Annotated in this window: 17 protein-coding genes and 1 pseudogene; 11 read left to right on the top strand and 7 right to left on the bottom strand. The window is 71.5% G+C overall.

Annotation, left to right across the window (positions count from 1 at the left end; genetic code table 11):
- Positions 1-69: 69 nt before the first annotated feature.
- Positions 70-2,301 (top strand): sulfatase-like hydrolase/transferase, encoded by a 2,232-nt coding sequence (locus ACIPPS_RS06055; RefSeq protein ID WP_401427429.1) that lies wholly within the window; start codon positions 70-72, stop codon positions 2,299-2,301.
- Between the two features lie 99 nt (positions 2,302-2,400).
- On the opposite strand, the gene ACIPPS_RS06060 is transcribed toward ACIPPS_RS06055, so the two are convergent.
- Positions 2,401-3,300, bottom strand: a complete 900-nt coding sequence (locus ACIPPS_RS06060) for a formylglycine-generating enzyme family protein (protein WP_401427431.1) — start codon at positions 3,298-3,300, stop codon at positions 2,401-2,403.
- Positions 3,301-3,388: 88 nt separating this feature from the next.
- Positions 3,389-4,792 carry a sulfatase gene (locus tag ACIPPS_RS06065; protein ID WP_401427433.1) on the bottom strand — a complete coding sequence of 468 codons (1,404 nt, stop codon included), beginning with the start codon at positions 4,790-4,792 and terminating at the stop codon, positions 3,389-3,391.
- A 792-nt stretch (positions 4,793-5,584) separates the two neighbouring features.
- Here ACIPPS_RS06065 and ACIPPS_RS06070 point away from each other — a divergent pair.
- The 4 genes from ACIPPS_RS06070 (at position 5,585) to ectA (ending at position 8,907) form a co-directional block, all read left to right on the top strand.
- Complete coding sequence (locus ACIPPS_RS06070; protein WP_401427435.1) at positions 5,585-5,983, top strand: ectoine synthase; 399 nt, start codon at positions 5,585-5,587, stop codon at positions 5,981-5,983.
- Between the two features lie 2 nt (positions 5,984-5,985).
- Positions 5,986-6,915: an ectoine hydroxylase gene (gene thpD, locus ACIPPS_RS06075; RefSeq protein WP_401427437.1), complete on the top strand. Its 930-nt coding sequence runs from the start codon at positions 5,986-5,988 to the stop codon at positions 6,913-6,915.
- A gap of 70 nt (positions 6,916-6,985) precedes the next feature.
- Entirely contained in the window at positions 6,986-8,233 is a 1,248-nt protein-coding gene (gene ectB, locus ACIPPS_RS06080; protein ID WP_401427439.1) for a diaminobutyrate--2-oxoglutarate transaminase, read from the top strand.
- A 104-nt stretch (positions 8,234-8,337) separates the two neighbouring features.
- Entirely contained in the window at positions 8,338-8,907 is a 570-nt protein-coding gene (gene ectA / locus ACIPPS_RS06085; protein ID WP_401427441.1) for a diaminobutyrate acetyltransferase, read from the top strand.
- 4 nt (positions 8,908-8,911) lie between these two features.
- Here ectA and ACIPPS_RS06090 read toward each other — a convergent pair whose 3' ends face one another.
- Together ACIPPS_RS06090 and ACIPPS_RS06095 are read right to left on the bottom strand one after the other, a co-directional pair.
- Entirely contained in the window at positions 8,912-10,441 is a 1,530-nt protein-coding gene (locus ACIPPS_RS06090) for an adenosine deaminase (protein WP_401427443.1), read from the bottom strand.
- Positions 10,442-10,724: 283 nt separating this feature from the next.
- Positions 10,725-11,351 carry a TetR/AcrR family transcriptional regulator gene (locus ACIPPS_RS06095; RefSeq protein WP_401427445.1) on the bottom strand — a complete coding sequence of 209 codons (627 nt, stop codon included), beginning with the start codon at positions 11,349-11,351 and terminating at the stop codon, positions 10,725-10,727.
- A gap of 111 nt (positions 11,352-11,462) precedes the next feature.
- On the opposite strand from ACIPPS_RS06095, the gene ACIPPS_RS06100 reads away from it, so the two are divergent.
- The gene (locus ACIPPS_RS06100; protein ID WP_401427447.1) at positions 11,463-12,116 is read left to right on the top strand and encodes a CatB-related O-acetyltransferase; all 654 of its coding nucleotides are present in this window, start codon (positions 11,463-11,465) and stop codon (positions 12,114-12,116) included.
- 181 nt (positions 12,117-12,297) lie between these two features.
- On the top strand, positions 12,298-12,810 hold the full coding sequence (locus ACIPPS_RS06105) for an EF-hand domain-containing protein (protein ID WP_401427450.1): 513 nt from the start codon (positions 12,298-12,300) through the stop codon (positions 12,808-12,810).
- A 140-nt stretch (positions 12,811-12,950) separates the two neighbouring features.
- Here the strand turns inward: ACIPPS_RS06105 and ACIPPS_RS06110 are convergent, their stop codons facing one another.
- Both ACIPPS_RS06110 and ACIPPS_RS06115 read right to left on the bottom strand, forming a co-directional pair.
- On the bottom strand, positions 12,951-14,228 hold the full coding sequence (locus ACIPPS_RS06110) for an extracellular solute-binding protein (protein ID WP_401427452.1): 1,278 nt from the start codon (positions 14,226-14,228) through the stop codon (positions 12,951-12,953).
- Positions 14,229-14,500: 272 nt separating this feature from the next.
- Positions 14,501-15,556 carry a substrate-binding domain-containing protein gene (locus ACIPPS_RS06115; RefSeq protein WP_401427454.1) on the bottom strand — a complete coding sequence of 352 codons (1,056 nt, stop codon included), beginning with the start codon at positions 15,554-15,556 and terminating at the stop codon, positions 14,501-14,503.
- A 271-nt stretch (positions 15,557-15,827) separates the two neighbouring features.
- Between ACIPPS_RS06115 and ACIPPS_RS06120 the strand changes: the two genes are divergently transcribed.
- Together ACIPPS_RS06120 and ACIPPS_RS06125 are read left to right on the top strand one after the other, a co-directional pair.
- Positions 15,828-17,105: an alpha-L-fucosidase gene (locus ACIPPS_RS06120; RefSeq protein WP_401427456.1), complete on the top strand. Its 1,278-nt coding sequence runs from the start codon at positions 15,828-15,830 to the stop codon at positions 17,103-17,105.
- Positions 17,106-17,141: 36 nt separating this feature from the next.
- A pseudogene (locus ACIPPS_RS06125) lies at positions 17,142-17,321 on the top strand (hypothetical protein); the annotation flags it as partial.
- Positions 17,322-17,362: 41 nt separating this feature from the next.
- Here the strand turns inward: ACIPPS_RS06125 and ACIPPS_RS06130 are convergent.
- A complete protein-coding gene (locus ACIPPS_RS06130; protein WP_401427458.1) occupies positions 17,363-18,889 on the bottom strand; it encodes an APC family permease in 1,527 nt (508 codons plus the stop codon).
- A 153-nt stretch (positions 18,890-19,042) separates the two neighbouring features.
- Between ACIPPS_RS06130 and ACIPPS_RS06135 the strand changes: the two genes are divergently transcribed.
- Complete coding sequence (locus ACIPPS_RS06135) at positions 19,043-20,488, top strand: aldehyde dehydrogenase family protein (protein ID WP_401427460.1); 1,446 nt, start codon at positions 19,043-19,045, stop codon at positions 20,486-20,488.
- A gap of 107 nt (positions 20,489-20,595) precedes the next feature.
- Entirely contained in the window at positions 20,596-22,005 is a 1,410-nt protein-coding gene (locus tag ACIPPS_RS06140; RefSeq protein ID WP_401427463.1) for an NAD(P)/FAD-dependent oxidoreductase, read from the top strand.
- The last annotated feature ends 51 nt before the right edge of the window (positions 22,006-22,056 follow it).

Below are 22,056 nucleotides of genomic sequence, written 5' to 3' on the forward strand. Positions count from 1 at the left end.
CGCACAGCCCCACCGCCGCCCCACTCCCGCCCCCGCCCTCAAGGCCTCCGCACCCGAGGAGCATGTCCCATGTCCAGCCGCCGTACCTTCCTGGCCGGTTCGACCGCAGCGCTCGGTCTGAGCGCCGTCCCCGCGGGGCCTGCGCAGGCGGCGCCCTCGGCGCAGGGGGTGGACACGGCGGAGCCCTCGGGAACACGGCCGCCGAACTTCGTCGTCGTCCTCGCCGACGACCTGGGCTACGGCTCGCTCGGTGCCTACGGTCAGAAGCTGATCACCACCTCGCGCCTGGACCGGCTGGCCGCCGAGGGGCTCCGCTTCACCGACGCCTACTCGACCGCCGCGGTCTGCGCACCCTCCCGCTGCTCACTCCTGACGGGGCTGCACACCGGCCACTCCAGGGTGCGCGCCAACCCCTCGTCCGGCGGGCAGGGTTCACTCACCTCCGACGACACCACGTTCGCGGAGGTGCTGCGGGCCCGCGGTTACCGCACCGCCGTCATCGGCAAGTGGGGCTTCGGGCCGGAGGCCGCCGGCCAGGAGAGCCACCCGGCCGCCCGCGGCTTCGAGGAGTTCTACGGCTACATCGACCACGGCCACGCCCACCAGTACTACCCCGCGTACCTGTGGCACAACGACGTCAAGGAACCGATCCCCGCCAACGCCGGTGGCGTGAAGGCCGTGTACGCCCCGGACCTGCTCGAACAGCGCGCCCTCGATTTCATCCGCGCCCACGCGTCCGAGCCGTTCCTCCTGCTGCTCACGCCGAACGTTCCGCACGCCCCCAGCGACATCCCCGACTCCCGTGCCTACGCCGACCGGAGCTGGTCCGCGGCCGACAAGGGGCACGCGGCCCAGGTCACGTACTTCGACTCGCTCGTCGGCAAGGTGGTCGACCGGCTTCGCGAACTCGGGCTCGAGCAGGACACCATCGTCCTCGTCACCAGCGACAACGGCCCCCATGAGGAGGGCGGCGTCAACCCCGACCTGTTCGACGCGAACGGTCCGCTGCGCGGCTACAAGCGCAACCTCTACGAAGGTGGGGTACGGGTCCCCCTGATCGCCTGGGGCCCCGGCCGGGTCAGACAGGGCACCAGTGACCGACCCACGCCACTGACCGACGTCCTCCCCACCCTGGCCGAACTCGGGGGCGCCCCCTCCCCCACCGACCTGGACGGGCTGTCCGCCGCTCCCCTGCTCGCCGGGCGCGCCGACTCCGCGCGCCACGGGCACCTGTACTGGTTCCGCGACGAATGGGGCGTCACCGCCCGGGCCGACGCCCAGGACGGCAGGCGCGCCACCTGGCTCGCGGAGGCGGTCCGCCGGGACAACTGGAAGGCCGTGCGTTTCGCCCCCGAGCGGGACCACCGCCTCCCCGACGACACGTGGCAGGTGGAGCTGTACGACCTGGCCACCGATCTCGGCGAGACCCGCGACGTCGTCGACAGGTACCCGGCCAAGGCGGCGGAACTGGTGGCGCTGATGCGCTCCTCCTGGAAGGACGCCTACCCGCGCACCCCGTTCGGCGCCCGGCTGACGCTGCCGCGGCTGGCCGTCCCCGGGAAGGCGTTCACGGTCACCGCGACCCTGGACAACGGTTCCGCCCGGCCTTGGACCGTCGCCGGGCTCGGCCTTCGCGCCCCGGCCGGATGGACCGTCACCGCCACCGGCCCGACCACCGCGGACCGGCTCGCCGCCGGCGGCAGGCTCACCGCCTCCTGGAAGGTCACCCCGCCCGCGCACACCGCCGCCGCGACCGCCTGGCCGCTCACCGTGGAGGGCAGCGCCCGTACGCCTGCCGGTCCCGTCCGCTACCCGGCGACGGGCACCGTCACGACCCCGCCACCCGCTCCCACCCGCGACTCCTACCTCTCCGACCTCTCCTGGATCAGCGCCACCAACGGCTGGGGACCGGTGGAGCGCGACGCCTCCAACGGCAAGAACGCCGCGGGTGACGGCCCGCTGATCTCCTTCGGTGGGACGACCCACGCCAAGGGCCTGGGCGTGCACGCTCCGAGCGACATCGCCTACCACCTCGGCGGCGCCGCCGTCCGGTTCACCTCCCTGGTCGGCATCGACGACTTCTCCGCCCGGCAGAGCTCCGTCGGAGCCACCCGCGCCAAGGTCTACGGCGACGACCGCGTGTTGCTGACCACGCCCACCCTCACGGCGGCCACCGGCCCGGTCCAGGTCGACCTGGACGTGCGCGGCGTCCGCGTCCTGCGCCTTGTGGTCGAGGACGCCGACAACCGAACGTCCTTCGACCACACTTCCTGGGCCCTGGCCCACGTCACCGTGGGCTGACCCCCGCGCGCGTCCACCGAAGATCGACGTGACACCGAAGGCCGAAGGGGCCGTTCCGGGATCTTCCGGAACGGCCCCTTCCGCAGCGGACGGACGACGCTACGCGGGGTCGGCGGCCACCCGGAACCCGATGTTGCCGGTCGAACTGTCGGGCGTGTTCGAGCTCCGGGCGGCCACCCGGTAGCGGTTGCAGTACGAGTCGTGGCAGAGGTACGAGCCGCCCCGCATCGCCCTGGAGCTCTCCTGACCGGGGGTGAACCAGTCCGCGCACCACTCCCAGACGTTGCCGACAGCGTTGTGGAGCCCGAATCCGTTGGGGCGGTAGGACTTCACGGGGGCGGTGCCCACGTGGCCGTCGGCGGCGGTGTCGAGGGTGGGGAACTCGCCCTGCCAGATGTTGCACATGTGGCGACCGCCGGGCGTCAGCTCGTCACCCCACGGGTAGCGGCGCTGCTCCAGACCTCCGCGTGCCGCGTACTCCCACTCGGCCTCGGTGGGCAGGCGGGTGCCCGACCAGGCGCAGTAGGCCTGCGCGTCGTGCCAGGACACGTGGACGACGGGGTGGTTCTGCCGGTCGGTGACGTGTGAGCCGGGCCCCTCGGGGTGACGCCAGGTGGCTCCCTCCACCGCCCGCCACCAGGGGACCGCCTCCACCGGCGGGGAGATGTCGGCGACCGTGTCGCTGAGGAAGGCCGCGAAGGCGAAGGAGAAGCCGAAGCGCTCGGCCTCGGTGGTGTGGCCGGTGGCCTTGACGAAGGTGGCGAACTGCGCGTTGGTCACGGTCGTCGCCGCGATACGGAAGGGCGCCACGGTCACCTCACGGACCGGGCCCTCGGCATCCGCGGGAAAGCCCTCCGGGTCGTCCGTACCCATGAGGTAGCTGCCCCCGGGGAGGGCCAGCAGCTGCCGGGCCACGCGGGACGGCGGCGCCGCGGGCGGCAGCAGCGCGAGGGTCGGCGTGTGGGCATGGGCGTTGCCGGGGGTGCAGCATCCGGACATGGCGGCTCCGTGGGGACGTGGGGCGGCCGGGCACCGGTGCGTCGAGGCGCGGGTACCCGGCCGGCATGGCTGTGGCGGGGAGGGGGTGTCAGGCCGCGCGGTCGGCGGCGAGCCGGGCGGCGAGGGCGGGGATGCCGAGGGCCTGCTCCTGGGCGGGAGTGGCCTGGTACAGCTTGTTGGTCAGCTGGTGGGGGTCGTTCGCCAGGTCGTAGTACTCGCGGAACGTGACCTGGCCGGTGCCGGACACCGTGCCGTTGCCGTCGGTCGTCAGGTCGTAGTACTCCGTGTACTGCTTGTCCTTGGCGACGTACGAGGACCAGGTCGGTGCTCCGTCGGTGCCGGCGCCCTGCTTCCACCACTCCACCAGCAGGTGGTCGCGGCTGTGCGAGGAGAGCAGGGACGTGCCGTCCTGCGGGGCGCTCGGGGTGATGCCCGCCGCGTCGAGGATGGTCGGCGCGATGTCGATGTTCGCGACGATGCGGTTGTCCACGGTCCCCGCGCCCCGCCCGCCGGCCGGCCAGGAGAGGTAGAACGGCACTTCGTGGGCCTGCCGGTAGGGCACCGACTTGGCGGTCCAGCCGTGGTCGCCCCAGCCGAAGCCGTTGTCGCCGACGTAGATGACCAGGGTGTCTTCCAGTTGGCCGAGGGCCTGGAGCTTGTCCTTGAAGGCCTGCACCGCGTCGTCGACGGAGAGCAGCGTGCGCAGCTGCTCGGCGCGGATCCGCCGGCCGTCGGCGAGCGTGCCGGTGGCGTTCTTGATGTACGCCGGCTTGTCGCTGCGGTCGGCCTCGGGGACGGAGGGCCGGCCGTTCCACTCGGGGACGGGGACTCCGGCGTACTTCGGCTCCGGGGTGCGCGGGCCGTGGGAGGCGTACGGAGTGACGTACGCGAACCACGGGCGGGGGTCGGTGGCGGCCTTGTCGAGGAAGCTCAGCGTGCGGTTCTTGATGATGGTGGTGGTGTAGCCGTTGATCGTCCGGACGGTGCCGTCGACGTTCCACTGCCGGTCGACGAATCCCGGCTGGAGCAGGGCGAACTCCTCGAAGTGCGGCGGGTTCTCCGCCAGGGTCCAGGAGTTGAGGTACTTGCCGAACAGGCCGGTGCGGTAGCCGGCCTGCCTGAGGTACTTCTGCACGGTGGTGCTCTGGTCGAGCGAGTACGAGGCCTTGTTGTTGCGCACACCGTGGTTGTGGGCGTGCCGGCCGGAGAACACGCTGGCTCGCGAGGGCGAGCAGAGCGGGGTGGTGACGTGGCCGTTGGTGAACCGCACGCCCTGGTCGGCGAGCCAGCCGAGGGTCTTGGGCAGGGCCCACTCGGTCTGCTTGGGCTGGTCGTCGGTGACGATCAGCAGGATGTTCGGGCGGCGGGCGGCAGCGCCGGCTCCGGCCGTGGCAGCGTGTGCGAGGCCGGGTACGGCGGTGGCGGCGGCCACAGCGGCTGCTCCGCCGAGGAAGCCGCGACGGCTCACCGGGGGTCGTCGGTTCTCGCGCATGGGTCCGTTCCTCCTGGGTGCGTCGACGTGCGGGGACACGGCAGACGGTCGGCTAGGGGCCGAGGGCTGCGATGGGGGCGTGGGGAGAGCGGCGGGAGTCGGGTGAGGAGACCGGTGGGGGCACGGGTGGGGGCACGGGTGGAGATCCCGCTGGAGAGCGGCGCGTTCAGCCTGCCAGGGGCCACCGGACGGGCAGGGGCGCGCTCGGCGCACCGGGACGACCGAACGGGGGGAAGGGTGCGCTCAGCGCACCGGGGCGACCGTACACAGGGCGCTCGCCGTGCGTCCGTGGTCGACGTGGCGGCGCGCAGTGAGGATTCCTGCTGCCATGGCCACGACAGTATGCGAGGCGGAACCGCCGTTCCATGTACGGCAGATGAAATGACCGACGCCCCCGATCGCACCTCGCGCACCCGGGTGGCTCCACTCTCGTTGTCAGTGGCCGGCCCTGGAGTCTCCCGCTCGCGCCGTCCGTCGGCCGGCCCCGACGGCTACCGCTACTGGCCGGAGGGGTTCCACGACCAGGCCGGTGGAGTTCTATGACCTCCCGTACGGCTCCGGCGCCTCGGAGCGTGCGCGAGGACCCGGCCCTGCCGCGCCCCGGCCGTTCAGGAAGCACACCCCCGTCGTAGCTGCCACCGGGCGGCGCGCGACTCACCCGATCGGGCGAGTCCAGCGGGCCGCCAAGAGTGCGGGGAATCAGGCTGGTTCGGGTGCACGCCGTGGAGTGATCCGGCGAATGGCACGCCCCCATCGTGAGCGGGACCGCTCCGGCGACGGAAGGGAACCACCGTGATTGTCCGATCCTTCAACGATCTTGATGACACCGACCGTCACGTCCGGTCGGCGTCCGGCACGTGGCACAGCAGGCGCATCGTTCTCGCACGTGAGCGGGTGGGGTTCTCCCTGCACGAGACCGTCATGTTCGCGGGGAGTGAGACCTCCATGTGGTACGCCCACCACATCGAGGCCGTCGTGTGCCTGGAGGGCGAGGCGGAACTCATCGACGACGAGACGGGCGAGCGGTACTGGATCACGCCCGGGACCATGTACCTCCTCGACGGCCACGAGCGGCACACCGTACGGCCGAAGACGGACTTCCGGTGCCTGTGCGTCTTCAACCCGCCGGTCGTGGGCCGGGAGGACCACGACGAGAACGGCGTCTACCCGCTGCTCGTCGAGGAGGGCTGACCATGATCACGCTCACCGACCGGTACCCCACCCGCGGCAACGCCGAGCGGGTCATCGACCGCACCGACCCGGTGGTGTGGCCCTCGGCGCAGGACGCCGCCGCGGGCGGAGGCCCGTGGAGCGCGCAGGAGCTCGCGGCGTACGAACGCCACGGCTTCCGGTCCGTCGAGGAACTCCTCACCCCCGCCGAAGTGACCGCCTTCCGCACCGAGATGGACAGGCTGGCCGCCGACCGTGCGCTGCGCGACGACGAGCGCGCCGTCATCGAACCGGCTTCGGACGAGGTGCGCTCCATCTTCGAGATCCACAAGATCAGCGACCTCTTCGCCGGCCTCGTCCAGGACGTACGGCTGGTCGACCGCGCCCGCTCACTGCTGGGTTCCGAGGTGTACGTGCACCAGAGCCGCATCAACATCAAGCCCGGCTACCGGGGCAGCGGCTTCTACTGGCACTCGGACTTCGAGACCTGGCACGCCGAGGACGGTCTGCCCCGCATGCGGGCGGTGTCCGTGTCCATCGCCCTGACCGACAACCGCGACACCAACGGCAGTCTCATGATCATGCCGGGCTCGCACCTCACGTTCGTGGGCTGTGCGGGTGCGACCCCCGCGGACAACTACAAGACCTCCCTGCGCATGCAGGAGGCCGGCACGCCCTCGGACCACGCCCTTGCCCGGCTCGCCGAACGGCACGGCATCCATCTGTTCACCGGCCCGGCGGGATCGGCGACCTGGTTCGACAGCAACTGCATGCACGGCTCCGGCGACAACATCACTCCCTGGCCGCGCAGCAACGTGTTCATCGTCTTCAACAGCGTGGACAACACGCCGCGCGACCCGTTCGCCGCCCCCGTACGCAGGCCCGGGTTCATCGCAGCACGCGACTTCACACCCGTGCGCGGCACGGCATCCCGCGCCGCCCCCGCACGGTAGGAATCGCTCCGGTGGCGCGTCGGGGCGACGGGGGCCCCGTCCGGGCGGCGACGAGAAGGAAGAGGTTGCGATGAGCGTGTTCGACACCCTCGAGTCCGAGGTCCGCAGCTACTGCCGAGCCTGGCCCGCCGTCTTCGACCGCGCGCGGGGCAGCCGCCTGACCGACGAGGGAGGGCGCACCTACCTCGACTTCTTCGCCGGAGCCGGAGCCCTCAACTACGGACACAACAATCCCGTGCTCAAGCGGGCGCTCCTCGGCTATCTCGACGACGACGGGATCACCCACGGCCTGGACATGGCCACCACCGCCAAACGGGCCTTCCTGGAGACCTTCCAGAACCTGGTCCTGTCGCCCCGCGGTCTGTCGTACAAGGTCATGTTCCCGGGCCCGACGGGCACGAACGCCGTCGAAGCGGCGCTGAAACTGGCCCGCAAGGCCACGGGGCGGACGACGGTCGTCTCCTTCACCCACTCCTTCCACGGCATGACCCTCGGAGCGCTCGCCGTCACCGGCAACGCCCGTAAGCGCGGCGGCGCCGGCCTTCCCCTGGCCCACGCCGCCGTCATGCCCTACGAGGGCTACCTCGACGCCGGGCCGTCGGGGCACCGGTGGTTCGAGCGGCTCCTGAGCGACCCCGGCTCCGGCCTGGATCACCCGGCGGCCGTGATCGTCGAGACCGTCCAGGGCGAGGGCGGCGTCAACACCGCCCGCCCCGAGTGGCTGCGCGCGCTCGCGGAGCTGTGCGTGCGCCACGACATGCTGCTGATCGTCGACGACGTCCAGATGGGCTGCGGACGCACCGGCGGCTTCTTCTCCTTCGAGGAAGCCGGCATCGTCCCCGACATCGTGACCCTGTCGAAGTCCATCAGTGGGTACGGCCTTCCCATGGCCCTCTGTCTGTTCAGGCCCGAGTTGGATCTGTGGGAGCCCGGTGAGCACAACGGCACCTTCCGCGGCAACAACCCCGCCTTCGTCACGGCCACCGCCGCCCTGGACGCCTACTGGGCGGACCGGCAGACCGAGAAGGAGACGCTGGCCGGTGGCGAGCAGGTCGAGGAGGCGTTGTGCGTTCTCGCCCGCCGACTCGGCGACGCCGTCGCCGGCCACCGCGGGCGCGGCCTGGTGTGGGGCGTGGAGTTCACCGAGCCCGCGCACGCCGCCAGGACGTGCAGGCGCGCGTTCGAGCGCGGACTGCTGCTGGAGACCTCCGGGCCGTACGGCGAGGTCGTCAAGCTCCTGCCGCCCCTGACCACCACGTCCGAGGACCTCGACGAGGGCCTGCGCATCCTGGCGCGCTCCGCCCTCGACACTCGGTGACCCCCCTCGGCGGCCCAGCCCACGGACCGGCCAGGCGGCCCGGAAGGCAGTCTCGAACGCGGCCTTCCGGGCACGCCACCGCACCCCTTGCGAAGGAGGCGGCCATGAAATCCATCCCCGCGCCCGAACGCTCCGGTTCAGGAGCCCCGACCCCGCCCGAGCTCGGCGGCATCCGCTTCGACCGGCCCCGGCTCACCGACGGAGACCCGATGTGGCGCCTGGCGCGCAGCTCCCCCCACATCGACGCCAACACCCCCTACTTCTACCTCCTGTGGTGCCGCGACTTCGCCGCGTCCTCGGCCGTGGCCCGCGACGGCGCCGACCTGTGCGCGTACACCGCGGGGTTCGTACGTCCCGCCCGCCCGGACACCCTGTTCGTGTGGCAGACCGCGGTCGCGTCCGCCTGGCAGAGCGTCGGCCTGGCCCGGCGCATGCTCGACCTGCTCGTCGCGGACCGGTATCGGTACGTCGAGTGCAGTATCACCGCCGACAACCCGGCCTCCGACCGGTACGTGCGGGCCTTCGCCCGCAGCCGAGGCGCCCCGGTGCGCTGCGAACCGTTCCTGGGCCCCGAGCACTTCGGCGGAGCCGCCCACGCCCCGGAGATCCTCTACCGCATCGGGCCCCTCGGCCCGTCCGGCTCGCCCGGCTCGCCGGGCCCCCTCGGCCCCTGAGCGGTCAGAGGGTGCCGGGCCGTGCGCCGGGGCGGGTGGCGTGGGTGTGGGTGGCCTCGAAGCGACGGAACGCCGCCTCCTGGCGCCACTGGACCTGTGCCTTCAGGTTCCGGTTCAGGAAGCCCGCGCAGCGCTCGCCCGGGCGTCCGTCGCCCTGGCGTTCGCCGGCGCAGGGGCCGGCCGGCCGGTAACCGGTCCGTACGTCGTGGCTCCACAGGCCGCGGCCGGGCAGGAAGGAGTGTTCCAGGGAGGCCCGGGCCAGGTCCCGCAGCTCGCGGTAGCCCAGGCCGTACATCTCACCGGCGCGGCGGTACTCGTCGGTGATCTCGATGCGGGAGACGCCCGGGTCGTCGGTGGCCAGGACGACGGGTACGCCGTGGCGACGGTAGGTGGCGAAGGGGTGGGCGTCTCCGGAGACGCGGAGGATCTGCTCGTTGCTGTGGAAGGGGACCTCGACGGCGATGCGCCGGTCGGCCATGTCGCGCATGAGGGATTCCCAGCGGTCCTCGTGGAGGACGGACACGCCATGCCCGATCCGCTCGGCGCGGCCGGTCCGGGCGGCTTCCCTGATGTGGAAGGTGAGGTCCTCCGGCTTGACCAGACCGGGCACCAGTTCGCCCGCGTGCAGGGTGATGTGCGCCTTGGGGTACCGGGTCTTGAGGTAGTTCAGCATCCGCATGTGCAGGCGGTAGTCGCGCAGGGCGACCTCGCCGTCCTCGGGCTGGACGAGGTTGACGGCGACGAAGCGCGGGTCGCGCTCGGCGAGCCGCATGCCCAGCGCCATCTGCGTGAAGACCCGCTCGGGGGTGCCGAGGCGGCCGACCTGCGAGATCCACCGGTACGGCAGGGAGCAGGCCGCGTCGGGCCGGGGGGTGTCGCAGTGGGCGGCCGTACGGAACTCGGTGTCGGTGGCGTCGGCGTCGGCGCGGGCCTTGCGGACGACCGTGTCCAGGGCGCCGTCGGCGAGAAGCTTGTCGTGCATGCGGTCGAGGTCGGCGTCGTACCCGACCTCGTCGGCGAGGTCGCGGGCCTGGCCGGAGGCCGGGGAGATCATGGTCTCGAGGTAGAACTGGTTCTGCCGGGCGGCGGTGTTGGCGACCTCGGCGAGCATACGGCCGGGGTGGCGCCAGGTGGCCTCACCGAACTTGCCGAAGGTCGCGAAGAAGTGGTCGTGGCCGTTGCCGTCGGCCGGGAAGTCCTGCATCGACCAGGCGCGGATCACTTGCCGGCGGAACGCCGTGTCGGTGAGGGCGTCGGCGGCAGGGCGGGTGCCGGGGCCGCACGGAGGAGTGACCGCGGTGGTGGTGTCGGTGGTGACGCACAGGCCGTCGTCGGCTGCGAGCTCGATCAGGAACTCGGTGGAGACCGCGCCGGACAGGTGGTTGTGCAGGTCACCACCCTTGGGGAGAGCGGCGAAGAAGTCGACGGGCCGGCCCGGTGGTGCGGGCGCCGGGGGCGCGGTGGCCGCGGCCGCCGTGGTGGGGACGAGGAGGGCGAGGGCGCTGAGGGCGCCGATCAGGTGGGTTGGAGTCACGGAACACCATGCTGGTGAGGCGGACCGCGACAGCGAGGCATGCGAGGCCGGGAACCGGCGGGTGTCACTCGCAAGGCGGCTGAAGGATCGTTCCACCGACCGCCGCGCGGACCCGGCCGCCACCCACGTCGGACCCCGCCCCCGCCCACGCCCGGCCCTGGCCCCCTCTCCTCGGGGAACCGGAACCCTGGGTACCCGCACGCAGAAGCGATCAGACCCACAGCCGTCCAGCCGACACCCGGGGCCGATCGCCCGCGAGAGCGACAGGGCGGGGAGGGCTCGCTCAGTCGCCCTCTTCCGGACGGACGGCGAAGGCCCCCGCGACAGCCGCCACCACCGCGGCCGCCGCGGCCCGTTCGGGGAGCCGCGGGTCGGGGTCGGTGCGCAGGAGGACGAGCTGGTGGTAGAGCGGCGCGGTGGCGGTGATCAGCAGGGCCCGCGCGTCCGTGTCCCGTGAGGGGAGTTCGCCGCGCCCGCCGGCACGGTCGACGAGGATCTCGCACTGGGCGTACCGGTCCGCCCACAGCTTCCTCTGCGCCCGGGCGGCCTGCTCGGAGTGGAAGGAGGCGGCCATCAGGGCGAGGGCGAACGACGGCTGTACGACCAGGGATTCCTGGATCTCCTGGTTGAGGGCCGTCAGATCGCCGCGCAGGGAGCCGGTGTCCGGAGGCTGCCAGTCGACCTCGCCTGCGGCGTCGATGACGTCGACGAGCAGTCCGCCGACGTCGCGCCAGCGCCGGTAGACGGTGGTGCGGTGCACTCCCGCGCGGGTCGCGACACCCTCCATCGTGAGACCTTCGTGGCCGCTTTCGGTGAGTTCGGCGCGCACCGCGTCGAGGACCTGGGCGCGGACGCGGGCGGTGCGGCCGCCCGGACGGCGGTCCGGCGTCGTGGCCGTCGGGTCTGTCATCGGGAATCCCCTCTCCGGTATCCGGTTGAGCACGATGCCTGGACGTGACACCCTCTTAAAGCTACAGCTGTCGCACTAGTGCTCCACCCCCCGGAAGGAACCGCCTCCCCGATGCAACCCCTCCCCGCCGACCCCACCGTGCTCCACCCGATGCCCGAGCACCCGCGGGTCGTCCTGCTCAAGCCGCTGGTGAAGTCGCCGCTGATCGAGGTCGGTGACTACTCGTACTACGACGATCCGGACGATCCGACGGCGTTCGAGACGCGCAACGTCCTGTACCACTACGGGCCCGAGCGGCTCGTCATCGGCAGGTACTGCGCCCTGGGCACGGGCACGCGGTTCCTCATGAACGGCGCCAACCACCGCATGGACGGCCCGTCCACGTTCCCCTTCCCCACCATGGGCGGCTCCTGGGCCGAGCACTTCGACCTGATCACGGGCCTGCCGGGGCGGGGGGACACGGTCGTCGGCAACGACGTCTGGTTCGGGCACGGGGCCACGATCATGCCCGGCGTACGCATCGGGCACGGCGCGATCATCGCCGCCGGCGCCGTGGTCACCGGCGACGTCCCCGACTACGGGATCGTCGGCGGCAACCCGGCCCGGCTCATCCGGACCCGATACGACGCCGCGGACGTCGCCCGGCTCCTCGCCGTCGCGTGGTGGGACTGGCCCGTGCAGCACATCACCGCGCACGTACGGACCATCATGTCCGGGACCGTCGCCGACCTGGAGGCGGCTGCCCCGCGGAGCGACCGGACCTGACCCGGCCTCTTCCTCGCCCCGCCCGCCACCGCCCCCGTCCCGCGCCGGAGGCGAGTGAACGCGTGGGCGTGCCCGTCGCATCGACACCGCGGAAGGGCAGTGACCTGGTGCTGGAGTGATCGTTTCCAGCGTGGGAGCGGCGGCCGCCGCTTCTTCGGCTTCGCGCAGGAATGAGGGTCTGATGGACACCATCACGGCCAAGCGGCACATCTTCTCGATGCTGGACGTCGACGGCGACGGGGTCATCTCCCGCCAGGAGTACCTCGCCCGGCCCGAACGCGCGGCGGAGGCCCTGGGCCGCGCCGGCGACGACCCCCTCCTGGCCCTGGCGCGCACCGCGCACGAGCGGGTGTTCGCGTCGATGGACGCGAACCGGGACGGGCAGGTGACCTTCGCGGAGTACGAGGCGTGGGCGGGCGGAGAAGCTTTCGACGAGGTGTGCAGGCCGGCCCTCGGATCGCTGTTCGACCTGGCCGACACCGACAGCGACGGACACCTGGACCGGGCGGAGTTCACACGGCTGCGCCACGCGCTGGGCAACCCGGCCGACAACGCCCGTGCGGCCTTCGACGCGCTGGACGAGGACGGTGACGGCCGGATCGACCGCGACGCCTACCTCGCGCAGATCCGTTCCTTCGTCACCGACGGGTCCTCGCCCATGGCGCGGGCTCTCCACGCGCAGGCCCTCAGCTGACGGTGGCCAGGTGGCTCTGCCGACGACGCTGCGGGCCGCGAGAGGGAAGCCCTTGACGGCGCCGTAGAGGCTCCGCTCCCGTTCGTCGGCAAGGGCGATGTCTTCGGCCGTGTGGGTGGTGCTCATCGTGGCGGTGCACCCTACTGCTCCGTTATCTCCTGGACCTGGTGGTCGATGCTCTCCAGTACGGCCTTCGGGTCGGCGGACGGGGCGACGGCCTTGCCGATGTTCCGCTTGATGGTGTCGCTGACCTGCAGCCAGGACGGTTCGTTGACCGGGTACAGCTCGGCGCCCCGAAGGGCGGCAAGGAACTGTTCGCTGCTGGGGTCCGCCGCCGCGTCCCCGGAGGCCAGGCTCGCGGAGACCGTCGAGGGCAGCAGGTGGTAGCGCCCGGCGAACTCGGTGAGGTTCTTGTCCTCGTAGACGAACTCCAGGAAGGAGCCCGCCAGTTCACGGTTGTCGTCGCGCTTGAAGGCCATCATCCAGTCGGCCACGCCCGCCGACGGCAGCGTCCGCCCGTCCTTCATCGTGTCCGACACCGGCATGCTCAGGGTGCCGACCTGCATGCCCTTCGCCCGCGCCTCGTGGAGGAGCGAGGGGTAGCCGTTGAGCATGCCGACCTCGCCGCGCAGGAAGGCGTCGAAGGCGTCCTGGCGGTTGAGCTGGGCCGGCGGGACCGGGCCTGTCAGACCGGGCGCGACAAGGTGGTCCTTGATCCAGCGGAACGTCTGCGTGTTCTGATCGGAGGCGATGCTGTAGCCCCCGGTGTTGCTGGCGTATCCCCCGCCGTTGCTCAGTTCCCAGATCAACGCTTCTGCGTGCGCCTCCTCGGGGCCTAGGGGGAGGGCGTACGGGTAGAGCACGCCCTCCTTCTTCAGCTCCTTGGCCGCGCCCTCCAGGTCCGACCAGGTTTTCGGCGGCGTGGCCCCGGCCTCGTCGAACAGGGTCTTGTTGTAGAAGAGCAGCCGGCTGCTGGCGACGAAGGGCAGGCCGTAGAGGGTGTTGCCGACCGAACCGGCCTCCGCGAGCGGCGGCAGGAAGTTCGCCTCCGCCTTGATCGACAGCAGGTCACTCGCGGCGTAGAGGCGGCCCTCCGCGGCGAAGTCGGAGTACGCGCCCATCAGGGCCACGTCGGGGGCGTCGCCCTCCTCGACCATGCGGGTGACCTCGCGGTCGATGTCGGCCCACGGGTAGAGCGTGACCTCGATCTTCGTGCCGGGGTGGGCGGTGGTGAAGGCGGTGGTCAGTTTGTCCCAGTACGCCTGGGAGCTGGTCGCCGGGCTGTTGCCGTACTCGGGGGCCACCAGGCGCAGCGTCGTCCCGTCGCCGCTCGCGGACGAGCCGCAGGCGCTGACGAGGGAGCCCAGGAGTCCGAGTGCGGCCACGGAGGCGGTCGCGCCGAAGAGTCTTGCTCGCACGGTATCGATCCTTGATTTTTTCTGGACAGTGCGTCCGGAATTCTCTCCTGGCACGGGACGTATTTCGCCCCCTACTCACAGGTTGTGGCCGTTGCTCCAACTAAGCCGGTTAGGACTGGTGTTTTCCCCTATGGAAAAACCAATTCTGACGCGCGTAGAACCTTCCACGATGTCCCATGCGACTCCTGGATGGAGCATTGACGGAAGGAAGGGGAGGCCGCGCGGGACCCTGTGAACGGGCCACGCCCCGTACGCGGAGTGTCCAGGCAGCGCTATCCGGCCGTCGAGGCGCGGACGATGAGGCGAGGCAGGAGCAGGCTCTCCTGGACCACGTGGTTGCCGCCCTCCCGTAGACGCCGCACGAGTCGGCTCACCGCTGTCCGGCCCAGGGCGTGTCGGGCCGGGGCCACGGCGCTCAACGGGATCTCGGCCAGCGCCGCCAGTTCGTCGTCGTAGGCCACCACGGCCATGTCGTCGGGCACCACCCAGCCGCGCCTGCGGGCGCGTTCCACGAGGAGCGCGGCCTGTTCGTCGGGGTGGGCGACCGCGGCGGTGGCTCCCACCTCGGCCATCCGGTCCAGAAAGGCGTCGACGGCCTCCACGTCGCCGTAGCGGTGGTCGGTGACCCGGGGTGCGGCGGAGGTGAGCGGGAGTACCCCTTCGGCGAGGTCGAACCCCTGGGCGAGCCACGGCGCCGTGGGGGTGGGGCAGGTGAGCAGGCCGACGTGGAGGTGGCCGAGGTCGGTCAGATGACGCAGCGCCTGCATCGTGCCGCGCAGGTGGTCCGAGGCGACGCGGTCCAGGTGGTCGAGTCCGGCGGCCGGGTCCGGACGCCGTTCCACGATGACGACGGGTACGGGCAGTTCACGGATCCACGCGGCTCCCGCGGCGGACCGCAGCGACTCCGCCGACGGCGTCAGGAGCAGGCCGTCGACTTTGCTGTCGAGCATGCTCGCGACCTGCGGGACGTCATCGCCGTAGGCGGAGACGCCGAGGGTGAGCCGGGCCCCCACGGCCTGGGCGGCGGCCTGCGCTCCGTCGATCACGTCGCGGTAGTAGGGGCCCCTGCTGGGTACGGCCATGCCGATCGAGAGGACGCGCCCGCGGTCGTGGGTGGCGAGGGCCTCGGTCCTGCGTTCGGGCCGGCTGCGGGGCAGCATCGCGCCGCCGTGGACACGGGTGACGGCTCCCCGGTCCGCGAGAGCGGCGATGTCCCGGCGCACCGTCATCGTCGACACCCCGAGGTGGACGGCGATGTCCGTGACCTTGACGGAGCCGTTCCTGCGCACCTCGCGCAGGATCGCTTCCTGGCGCAGCGTGGACGTCACGTGTGGTTCTCCGTCCGCCGGACCGGTGTGTTCGATCGATCACGATAGGACAGGCCGGTCGGTCGGCAGGATCCGGCGGGATCGAGAGAGCGGCGATGTTCACTTTTGTTCGATTGGTCGGTCGGTGGTTGACCGGCCAATGGTGGTCGAGGAGCATCGGGAAACGGAGTCGGGACGCTCCGGGAAGCCGACGTGTCCATCCGTGACGCCGCCGGGCACGCGCGCCCGCTCCCCCGCCCGAGACCGGCCCCCGCCCAGCCCTAGGACCCCAGTGACGATCGCACCCACGCCTGCGCAACTCCGGTGGCAGGAGGCCGGATTCGGGCTCTTCCTGCACTTCGGCGTCAACACGTTCAACGGCAGGGAGTGGAGCGACGGCACCCTCGATCCGGCGTCGTTCGACCCGTCGGAGCTGGACGCCCGGCAATGGGTCGCCACAGCGGTGGCCGCCGGGGCGCGGTACGTCGTCTTCACGGCCAAGCATCATGACGGCTTCTGTCTGTGGCCGACGGAGACGACGGAGTACTCGGTGGCCTCGTCACCCTGGCGGGGTGGTGCGGGCGATGTGGTCGGCGAGCTCGCCGAGGCCTGCCAGGAGGCGGGCATCGGACTCGGGCTGTACCTGTCGCCCTGGGACCGCAACGCCGCGTGCTACGACGATCCCGAGGCGTACGACGCCTTCTATCGGCGACAGCTGGTCGAGCTGTGCACACGGTACGGACCGCTGTACGAGCTGTGGTTCGACGGCGCCGGCTCAGAGGGCCGCACGTACGACTGGGAAGCGATCGCGGCGGTCGTCGAACGGCACCAGCCGGACGCGATGGTGTTCAACATGGGCCGTCCGACGATCCGTTGGGTGGGAAACGAGGACGGTCTCGCCGCCGACCCCTGCGTGTACGTCACCGATTGCACCGGCGTCAGCATCTACGACGCGGGCCGCTCCGCCCTGGACACCTTGCGGTACCTGCCGCCGGAGTGCGACGTCCCCATCCGGCGGAACTGGTTCTGGCAACCCGACGACGCCCACACCCTCAAGAGCCTGGACCACCTGCTGGCCATCTGGTACCGCTCGGTGGGCCTGGGCGCGGGCCTGCTGCTGAATGTGCCGCCGGATCGGCGGGGGCTGATCGACGACGCCGACCGGGAGCGCCTGCTGGAGCTCTCCACCGAGCTCGCCCGCCGATTCGGTCAGCCCTACCCGGCCGCACTCGCGCCCCTTCCGGGAACCGGCGTGATCGCGCGCTTCGACGAGCCGGTCCTCATCGATCATGTGGAGCTCCGCGAGGACCTGTCCGGCGGGCAGCGCATCACCGGCCACACGCTTCTCGCCGGTGGTCGTGTGCTCGCCACGGGCAGCTCCGTCGGCGTGCGGCGTGTCCACTCCTTCGAGCCGGTGGCGGCGGCCGAGCTGACGATTCTCATCACGGGTGACGAGGCCGGTCTGCTGGGGGTCAGTGGCTTCCGCACCGGCAGCCGGGTTCCCGGCCTCGAGGACCAACCGCCGGTGATGGACGAGAAGTTCGGCGAGGAGCGGCGGGACGGCGACTGACGTGGCCGACGGCGCGTGATTCCGGCCGCGGCCGGCGTGACGGCGGAGGAGACCGCCATCTTCGACGGTGACGCCGACCCCGCCTACCACGGCGCCGGGACCGGGACCTGCCACCTGATCATGACGGTGCACCTACCGCCCGGCTCCGCCCCCCACGAGCTGACGGCTGCCGTCGAGGGGGCGCGTGGCGTGGCGGTCGGCCGGACGTCGGGGTGAGGCCGGCCGGTCCGATCCGCCGCGCCACGCGTGCACGTGCCTCAGGCCGCCGGTGTCTTCCGGGCCGGCGCCCGCTGTCCGTCCCGTTCGTCCTGACGCCGGTCCTGGACCTTGGTGCGGTAGAGCCAGAGCAGGACCGCGAGCGCCAGCACCGTGAGCGCGATGCCGAGTTCCTTGTAGCCGCCGTACCCGGTGATGGAGAAGCCGGTCGCGCCGACCACGAGGATGAGAGAGAGGACGACGGTGAGGACCCAGGCCAAGGGGACGAAGAAGCCCGGCAGGCGGATCGGGCGCGGGGCGTCCGGCCTGTCACGGCGGAGCAGCGCGAAGCCGGAGATGGCCAGCAGGTGGGTCAGGATGTAGCCGAGGTTGCCGGTGACGATGATGGCCAGCGGCGTCTTCAGCACGGTGAGCACGACGATGTTGAGGACCAGGGCCACTCCCAGGGCGCGGGCGGGGACGCCACGGCGGTTGAGGTGGCCGACCTGGCGCAGCGTGAGGCCCTGGCGGCCCATGTCGTAGAGGACGCGGGAGCCGTCGGCCAGTCCGGTGATCATGATCAGGAGCAGGGAGGCGATGAGGAAGACGACCATCAGGTCGGCCGCGCCGCCGACGAGGTCCTGGAAGGCCTGGACGTAGAACGTGGTCGGGTCGTCGGTGATGGCCTGCTCGCCCACGTAGCCGGACAGGGCGAGGGGCAGCAGGATGAAGACGCCGAGGCAGAACAGCACGCCGGCGCGCAGGGCACGTGAGGTGTCCTTGACGGTGTCCTTGTACTCCGGTGCGAACGTGGCGCAGACCTCCACGCCGAACGAGGTCCAGGCCATGACGTACAACCAGACGAGGACTTCGCGCAGCCCTTCGGCGCCGTGCAGGTTCCAGTGCAGGCCGGAGGCGCTCCAGTCGCCGCTGAGGAACGGTCCGACGATGAAGACGGCGAGCGGCACGAGCAGCGCACCGCCGGTGAGGTAGACCAGCCACATGGCCACGTGCAGGCCGGCCATCGCCGCGGCGAAGAGCAGCAGGATCACGGCGAGCCCGACGGCTATGGGGAAGTTGATCTCGGCCGGGCCGAGGTGCACCGACCAGTCCTGGCCGGGGAACCACTGGGCCTGGACGAAGGAGCCGATGATTCCGGCGTACACCGCCAGTGCGGTGGTCCAGGGGAACCAGTAGCCGATGCTGGCGATCGGGCCGACGGCGGGCGCTCGGGTGCGCCACGCCCGGGCGGCGTAGGCGGCGATGCCGCCGGAGGAGTCGGGGAACATCGCGGCGAGTTCGGTGTAGATCCAGTTGGTGGCCGTGGCCAGGACCATGGACGCCGCCCAGAGGGCGATCGCGCCCCAGGCTCCGAGGCCGCCGATGGAGGCACCGAGGGAGGCGATGAGCGCCGCGGGCATGGTCAGCGACATGGCGAAGCCGTCGTACCAACGGATCTTCTTGGCCAGTCCGGGCTGCTGGGAACCGTCCGGGGAGGCGGCGGAGGCGCCGTGGGACGGAACGGAGGCGCCATGGGACGGAACGGAACCGTCGTGTGACGGAGCGGATGCGTCGGGGGGAAGTGACATGCGAGCACTTATAGAGCGAGCGAAAACATCGCGTCAAGATCCACGGATCAACAACTTTTCTTAGCTGAGATTGCTGGTTCGTGCATCTTGACGCGGAAACATTGTCGATGTTGGATCCTGGCATAGGACACCCCGTTCGAAGGAGAACGCCTCATGTCGACCACGTCCCCTACGCACCAGCTGTTCATCAACGGTGCCTTCACCTCCGTCGCGGGCCAGGAGACCTTCCGGGTGACCAGCCCCGCGACGGGTGAGCCGGTCGGCTCCTTCCCCCTGCCGGTACGGGCCGATCTCGACGCCGCGGTCACCGCGGCCCATGCCGCACAGGCCGAGTGGGCCCGGGTGAACGTCTGGGAGCGGGCCGCGCTCTGTCACCGCGTGGCGGACGAGATCGACGCACGCCGCGAGGAGCTCGCCCGACTGCAGACGCTGGAGCAGGGCAAGCCCCTGTCGGAGTCGATCGCCGACGTCACCGAGACGGCGCTGCTCTTCCGGCTGCACGCCGAGGACGCGGTACGCCTGGGCGGTGAGACGCTGCTCTCCCGGGACAACAGCAAGCGGATGTTCACCTTCCACCGGCCGGTGGGGACGTGGGGTGTCATCACGCCCTGGAACTTCCCCCTGCTGATGTTCGCCGAGTTCGCCGCCCCGGGCCTGGCCACCGGCAACGCCCTGGTCGTCAAGCCGCCGGCCAACACCCCGCTCACCGTGCTCAAGGCCATGGAAGCCCTGGTGGCGGCCGGAGTACCGGCCGGTCTTGTCAACATCGTGCCCGGCGACGGCGAGTTCGGTGACGCGCTCGTGCGCCACCCCGGCATCCACGCCATCGGCTTCATCGGCTCCTCGGCCACCGGCGCCCGCATCCAGGCCGCGGCGGGCCTGAAGCGGTCCCTCATGGAGTGCTCCGGAAACGGCCCCCTCGTGGTCCTCGCCGACGCGGACGTGGCCGCCGCCGCCAAGGCCGCCGTCGACGGCGCGTACCCCTGCGCGGGCCAGGTGTGCTGCGCGACCGAGCGCGTCCTCGTCGACCGGAGCGTCCACGACGCCTTCGTGGAGGCGGTCCTGCGCGAGTCCGAGCGGATCGTCCTCGGCGACCCCTTCGACGAGAAGACCGTCCTCGGCCCGGTCAACAACGAGGGCGTCGCCGCCAAGATGGACCGGCACATGGAGGACGCACGCGCCCGCGGCGCACGCATCCTGACCGGTGGCCGGCGGCGTGCCGGGATGGCGACGGACCTGTACTACGAGTTCACGGTCGTCGACGACGTCCCCGTCGACAGTCTGCTCTCCCGGGAGGAGTCCTTCGGCCCGGTCGTCCCGATCATCACCGGCGACGGCGAGGACGAGCTCCTCCGCCTCGCCAACGACGACGCACTCGGCCTCCAGGGCGCTGTCTTCACCCGCAGCATGACCTCCGCGTTCCGCTTCATCGAGGAGATGGAGGTCGGCCAGGTCATCGTCAACGAGTCCAACAACTGGTGGGACATCAACATGCCGTTCGGCGGCGCCGGCGCACGCGGCACCGGCTGGGGCCGCATCGGCGGCAAGTGGACGCTGATGGACATGACCGACACCCGTACCGGTGTCATCAGCCTCTGACCCCCTCTCCTCCCACGCAGCGCCAAGCGGCCCGGCCCCGGCTCACAGCGCCCGGGGCCGGGCCGTCGCCGCACCCTGCTCCCGCCATCGATCCGCGCGAGGTGCCCATGACCGCCACCGTCCAGCCGCCCGCCCACCGCTCCCGCCTCGGGGAGGCGGCGCCCACCGCCTACTGGCTCGACCGGCCCGACCGGCCGGATCCCCTGCCGCGCCTCACCGAGGACACCACGTGCGATCTGGCGGTGGTCGGCGGCGGCTACACCGGTCTGTGGACCGCCCTGCTCGCCAAGCGCCGCCACCCCGGCCGTGACGTGCTGCTGTTGGAGCAGGGCACCTGCGGACACGCCGCCAGCGGCCGCAACGGCGGGTTCTGCTCGCCCAGTCTCACGCACGGCATCGCCAACGGCATGGACCGCTGGCCCGCGGAGATCGGACTGCTCCAGCGCCTGGGCGCCGCGAACTTCGACGCCTTCCGGCAGGACCTCGACACGTACGGGATCGACTGCGGCTTCACCCGCTCCGGCAAGGTCACCGTGGCGGCCACGCCGTGGCAGGCCGCAGGTCTCCCGGAGTCCGTCGCCCTGGCCCGGCGCCATGGCGAGGACGCCCGCCTCCTGGACACCGCGGCCCTGCGCGACTACGTCGACTCGCCCCTCTGGCGGTCCGGCATGTTCAGCCCCGACTACGCGCTCCTGGATCCGGCCCGCCTCGTGTGGGGGCTTCGGCGCGCCTGCCTGGACCAGGGCGTGCGGATCGCCGAGCACACCGAGGTCACCGCGCTGACCGCCGACCGGCAGGCGGCTCGTCTGACCACGCCGTACGCGGAGGTCACCGCGCGGCACGTCGCCCTGGCCACCAACGTCTACCGCCCCCTGCTGCGCCGGCTGTCCCTGACGATGATCCCCGTCTATGACTACGCCGTGGTCACCGAACCGCTGACGGCGGATCAGCTCGCGTCCGTGGGCTGGGGCGGTGACCACGGCATCACCGACGCGGGCAACCAGTTCCACTACCTGCGCAAGACCGACGACGGGCGCATTCTGTGGGGCGGGTACGACGCCATCTACCACTACGGAAGCCGCACCGACGAGCACCTCACCCAACGGCCCGAGACCTTCGACGTCCTCGCCGCGCAGTTCGCCGAGACCTTCCCTTCCCTGGCCGACGTGCCGTTCTCGCACGCCTGGGGCGGGGTCATCGACTCCACCACGCGGTTCTGCATGTTCGCGGGGACCGCCGCACACGGCCGCGTCGCCTACGCCCTCGGCTTCACCGGCCTCGGGGTCGGCGCGACCCGCTACGGCGCCGAGGTCATGCTCGACCTGCTCTCCGGCGAGCGCACCGAGCGCCTGGTGCCCTCGATGATCCGCAGAGCGCCCGTCCCCTTTCCCCCGGAACCGGTCCGCTATCTCGGCGTTCAGGCGACGCGGCGTTCCCTCGCCCGGGAGGACACGACCGGCCGGCGCGATCTGTGGCTGCGTACACTCGACCGACTCGGCCTTGGATTCGACTCCTGACCGGGGGCACGAGGTTCGGACCCGCCTCGTGGGAAGCAGCTGCCCCACCGG

Origin of the sequence: Streptomyces sp. NPDC090127 (genome assembly GCF_044746945.1) — a bacterium.
Classification (GTDB): Bacteria; Actinomycetota; Actinomycetes; order Streptomycetales; family Streptomycetaceae; genus Streptomyces.

Bases quoted from the DNA above. Each gene is read 5' to 3' on its own strand.
- ectB (WP_401427439.1), top strand. From the start codon at position 6,986: ATGAGCGTGTTCGACACCCTCGAGTCCGAGGTCCGCAGCTACTGCCGA.
- ACIPPS_RS06095 (WP_401427445.1), bottom strand. From the start codon at position 11,351: ATGACAGACCCGACGGCCACGACGCCGGACCGCCGTCCGGGCGGCCGC.
- thpD (WP_401427437.1), top strand. From the start codon at position 5,986: ATGATCACGCTCACCGACCGGTACCCCACCCGCGGCAACGCCGAGCGG.
- ectA (WP_401427441.1), top strand. From the start codon at position 8,338: ATGAAATCCATCCCCGCGCCCGAACGCTCCGGTTCAGGAGCCCCGACC.
- ACIPPS_RS06105 (WP_401427450.1), top strand. From the start codon at position 12,298: ATGGACACCATCACGGCCAAGCGGCACATCTTCTCGATGCTGGACGTC.
- ACIPPS_RS06100 (WP_401427447.1), top strand. From the start codon at position 11,463: ATGCAACCCCTCCCCGCCGACCCCACCGTGCTCCACCCGATGCCCGAG.
- ACIPPS_RS06055 (WP_401427429.1), top strand. From the start codon at position 70: ATGTCCAGCCGCCGTACCTTCCTGGCCGGTTCGACCGCAGCGCTCGGT.
- ACIPPS_RS06130 (WP_401427458.1), bottom strand. From the start codon at position 18,889: ATGTCACTTCCCCCCGACGCATCCGCTCCGTCACACGACGGTTCCGTT.
- ACIPPS_RS06140 (WP_401427463.1), top strand. From the start codon at position 20,596: ATGACCGCCACCGTCCAGCCGCCCGCCCACCGCTCCCGCCTCGGGGAG.
- ACIPPS_RS06135 (WP_401427460.1), top strand. From the start codon at position 19,043: ATGTCGACCACGTCCCCTACGCACCAGCTGTTCATCAACGGTGCCTTC.
- ACIPPS_RS06060 (WP_401427431.1), bottom strand. From the start codon at position 3,300: ATGTCCGGATGCTGCACCCCCGGCAACGCCCATGCCCACACGCCGACC.
- ACIPPS_RS06065 (WP_401427433.1), bottom strand. From the start codon at position 4,792: ATGCGCGAGAACCGACGACCCCCGGTGAGCCGTCGCGGCTTCCTCGGC.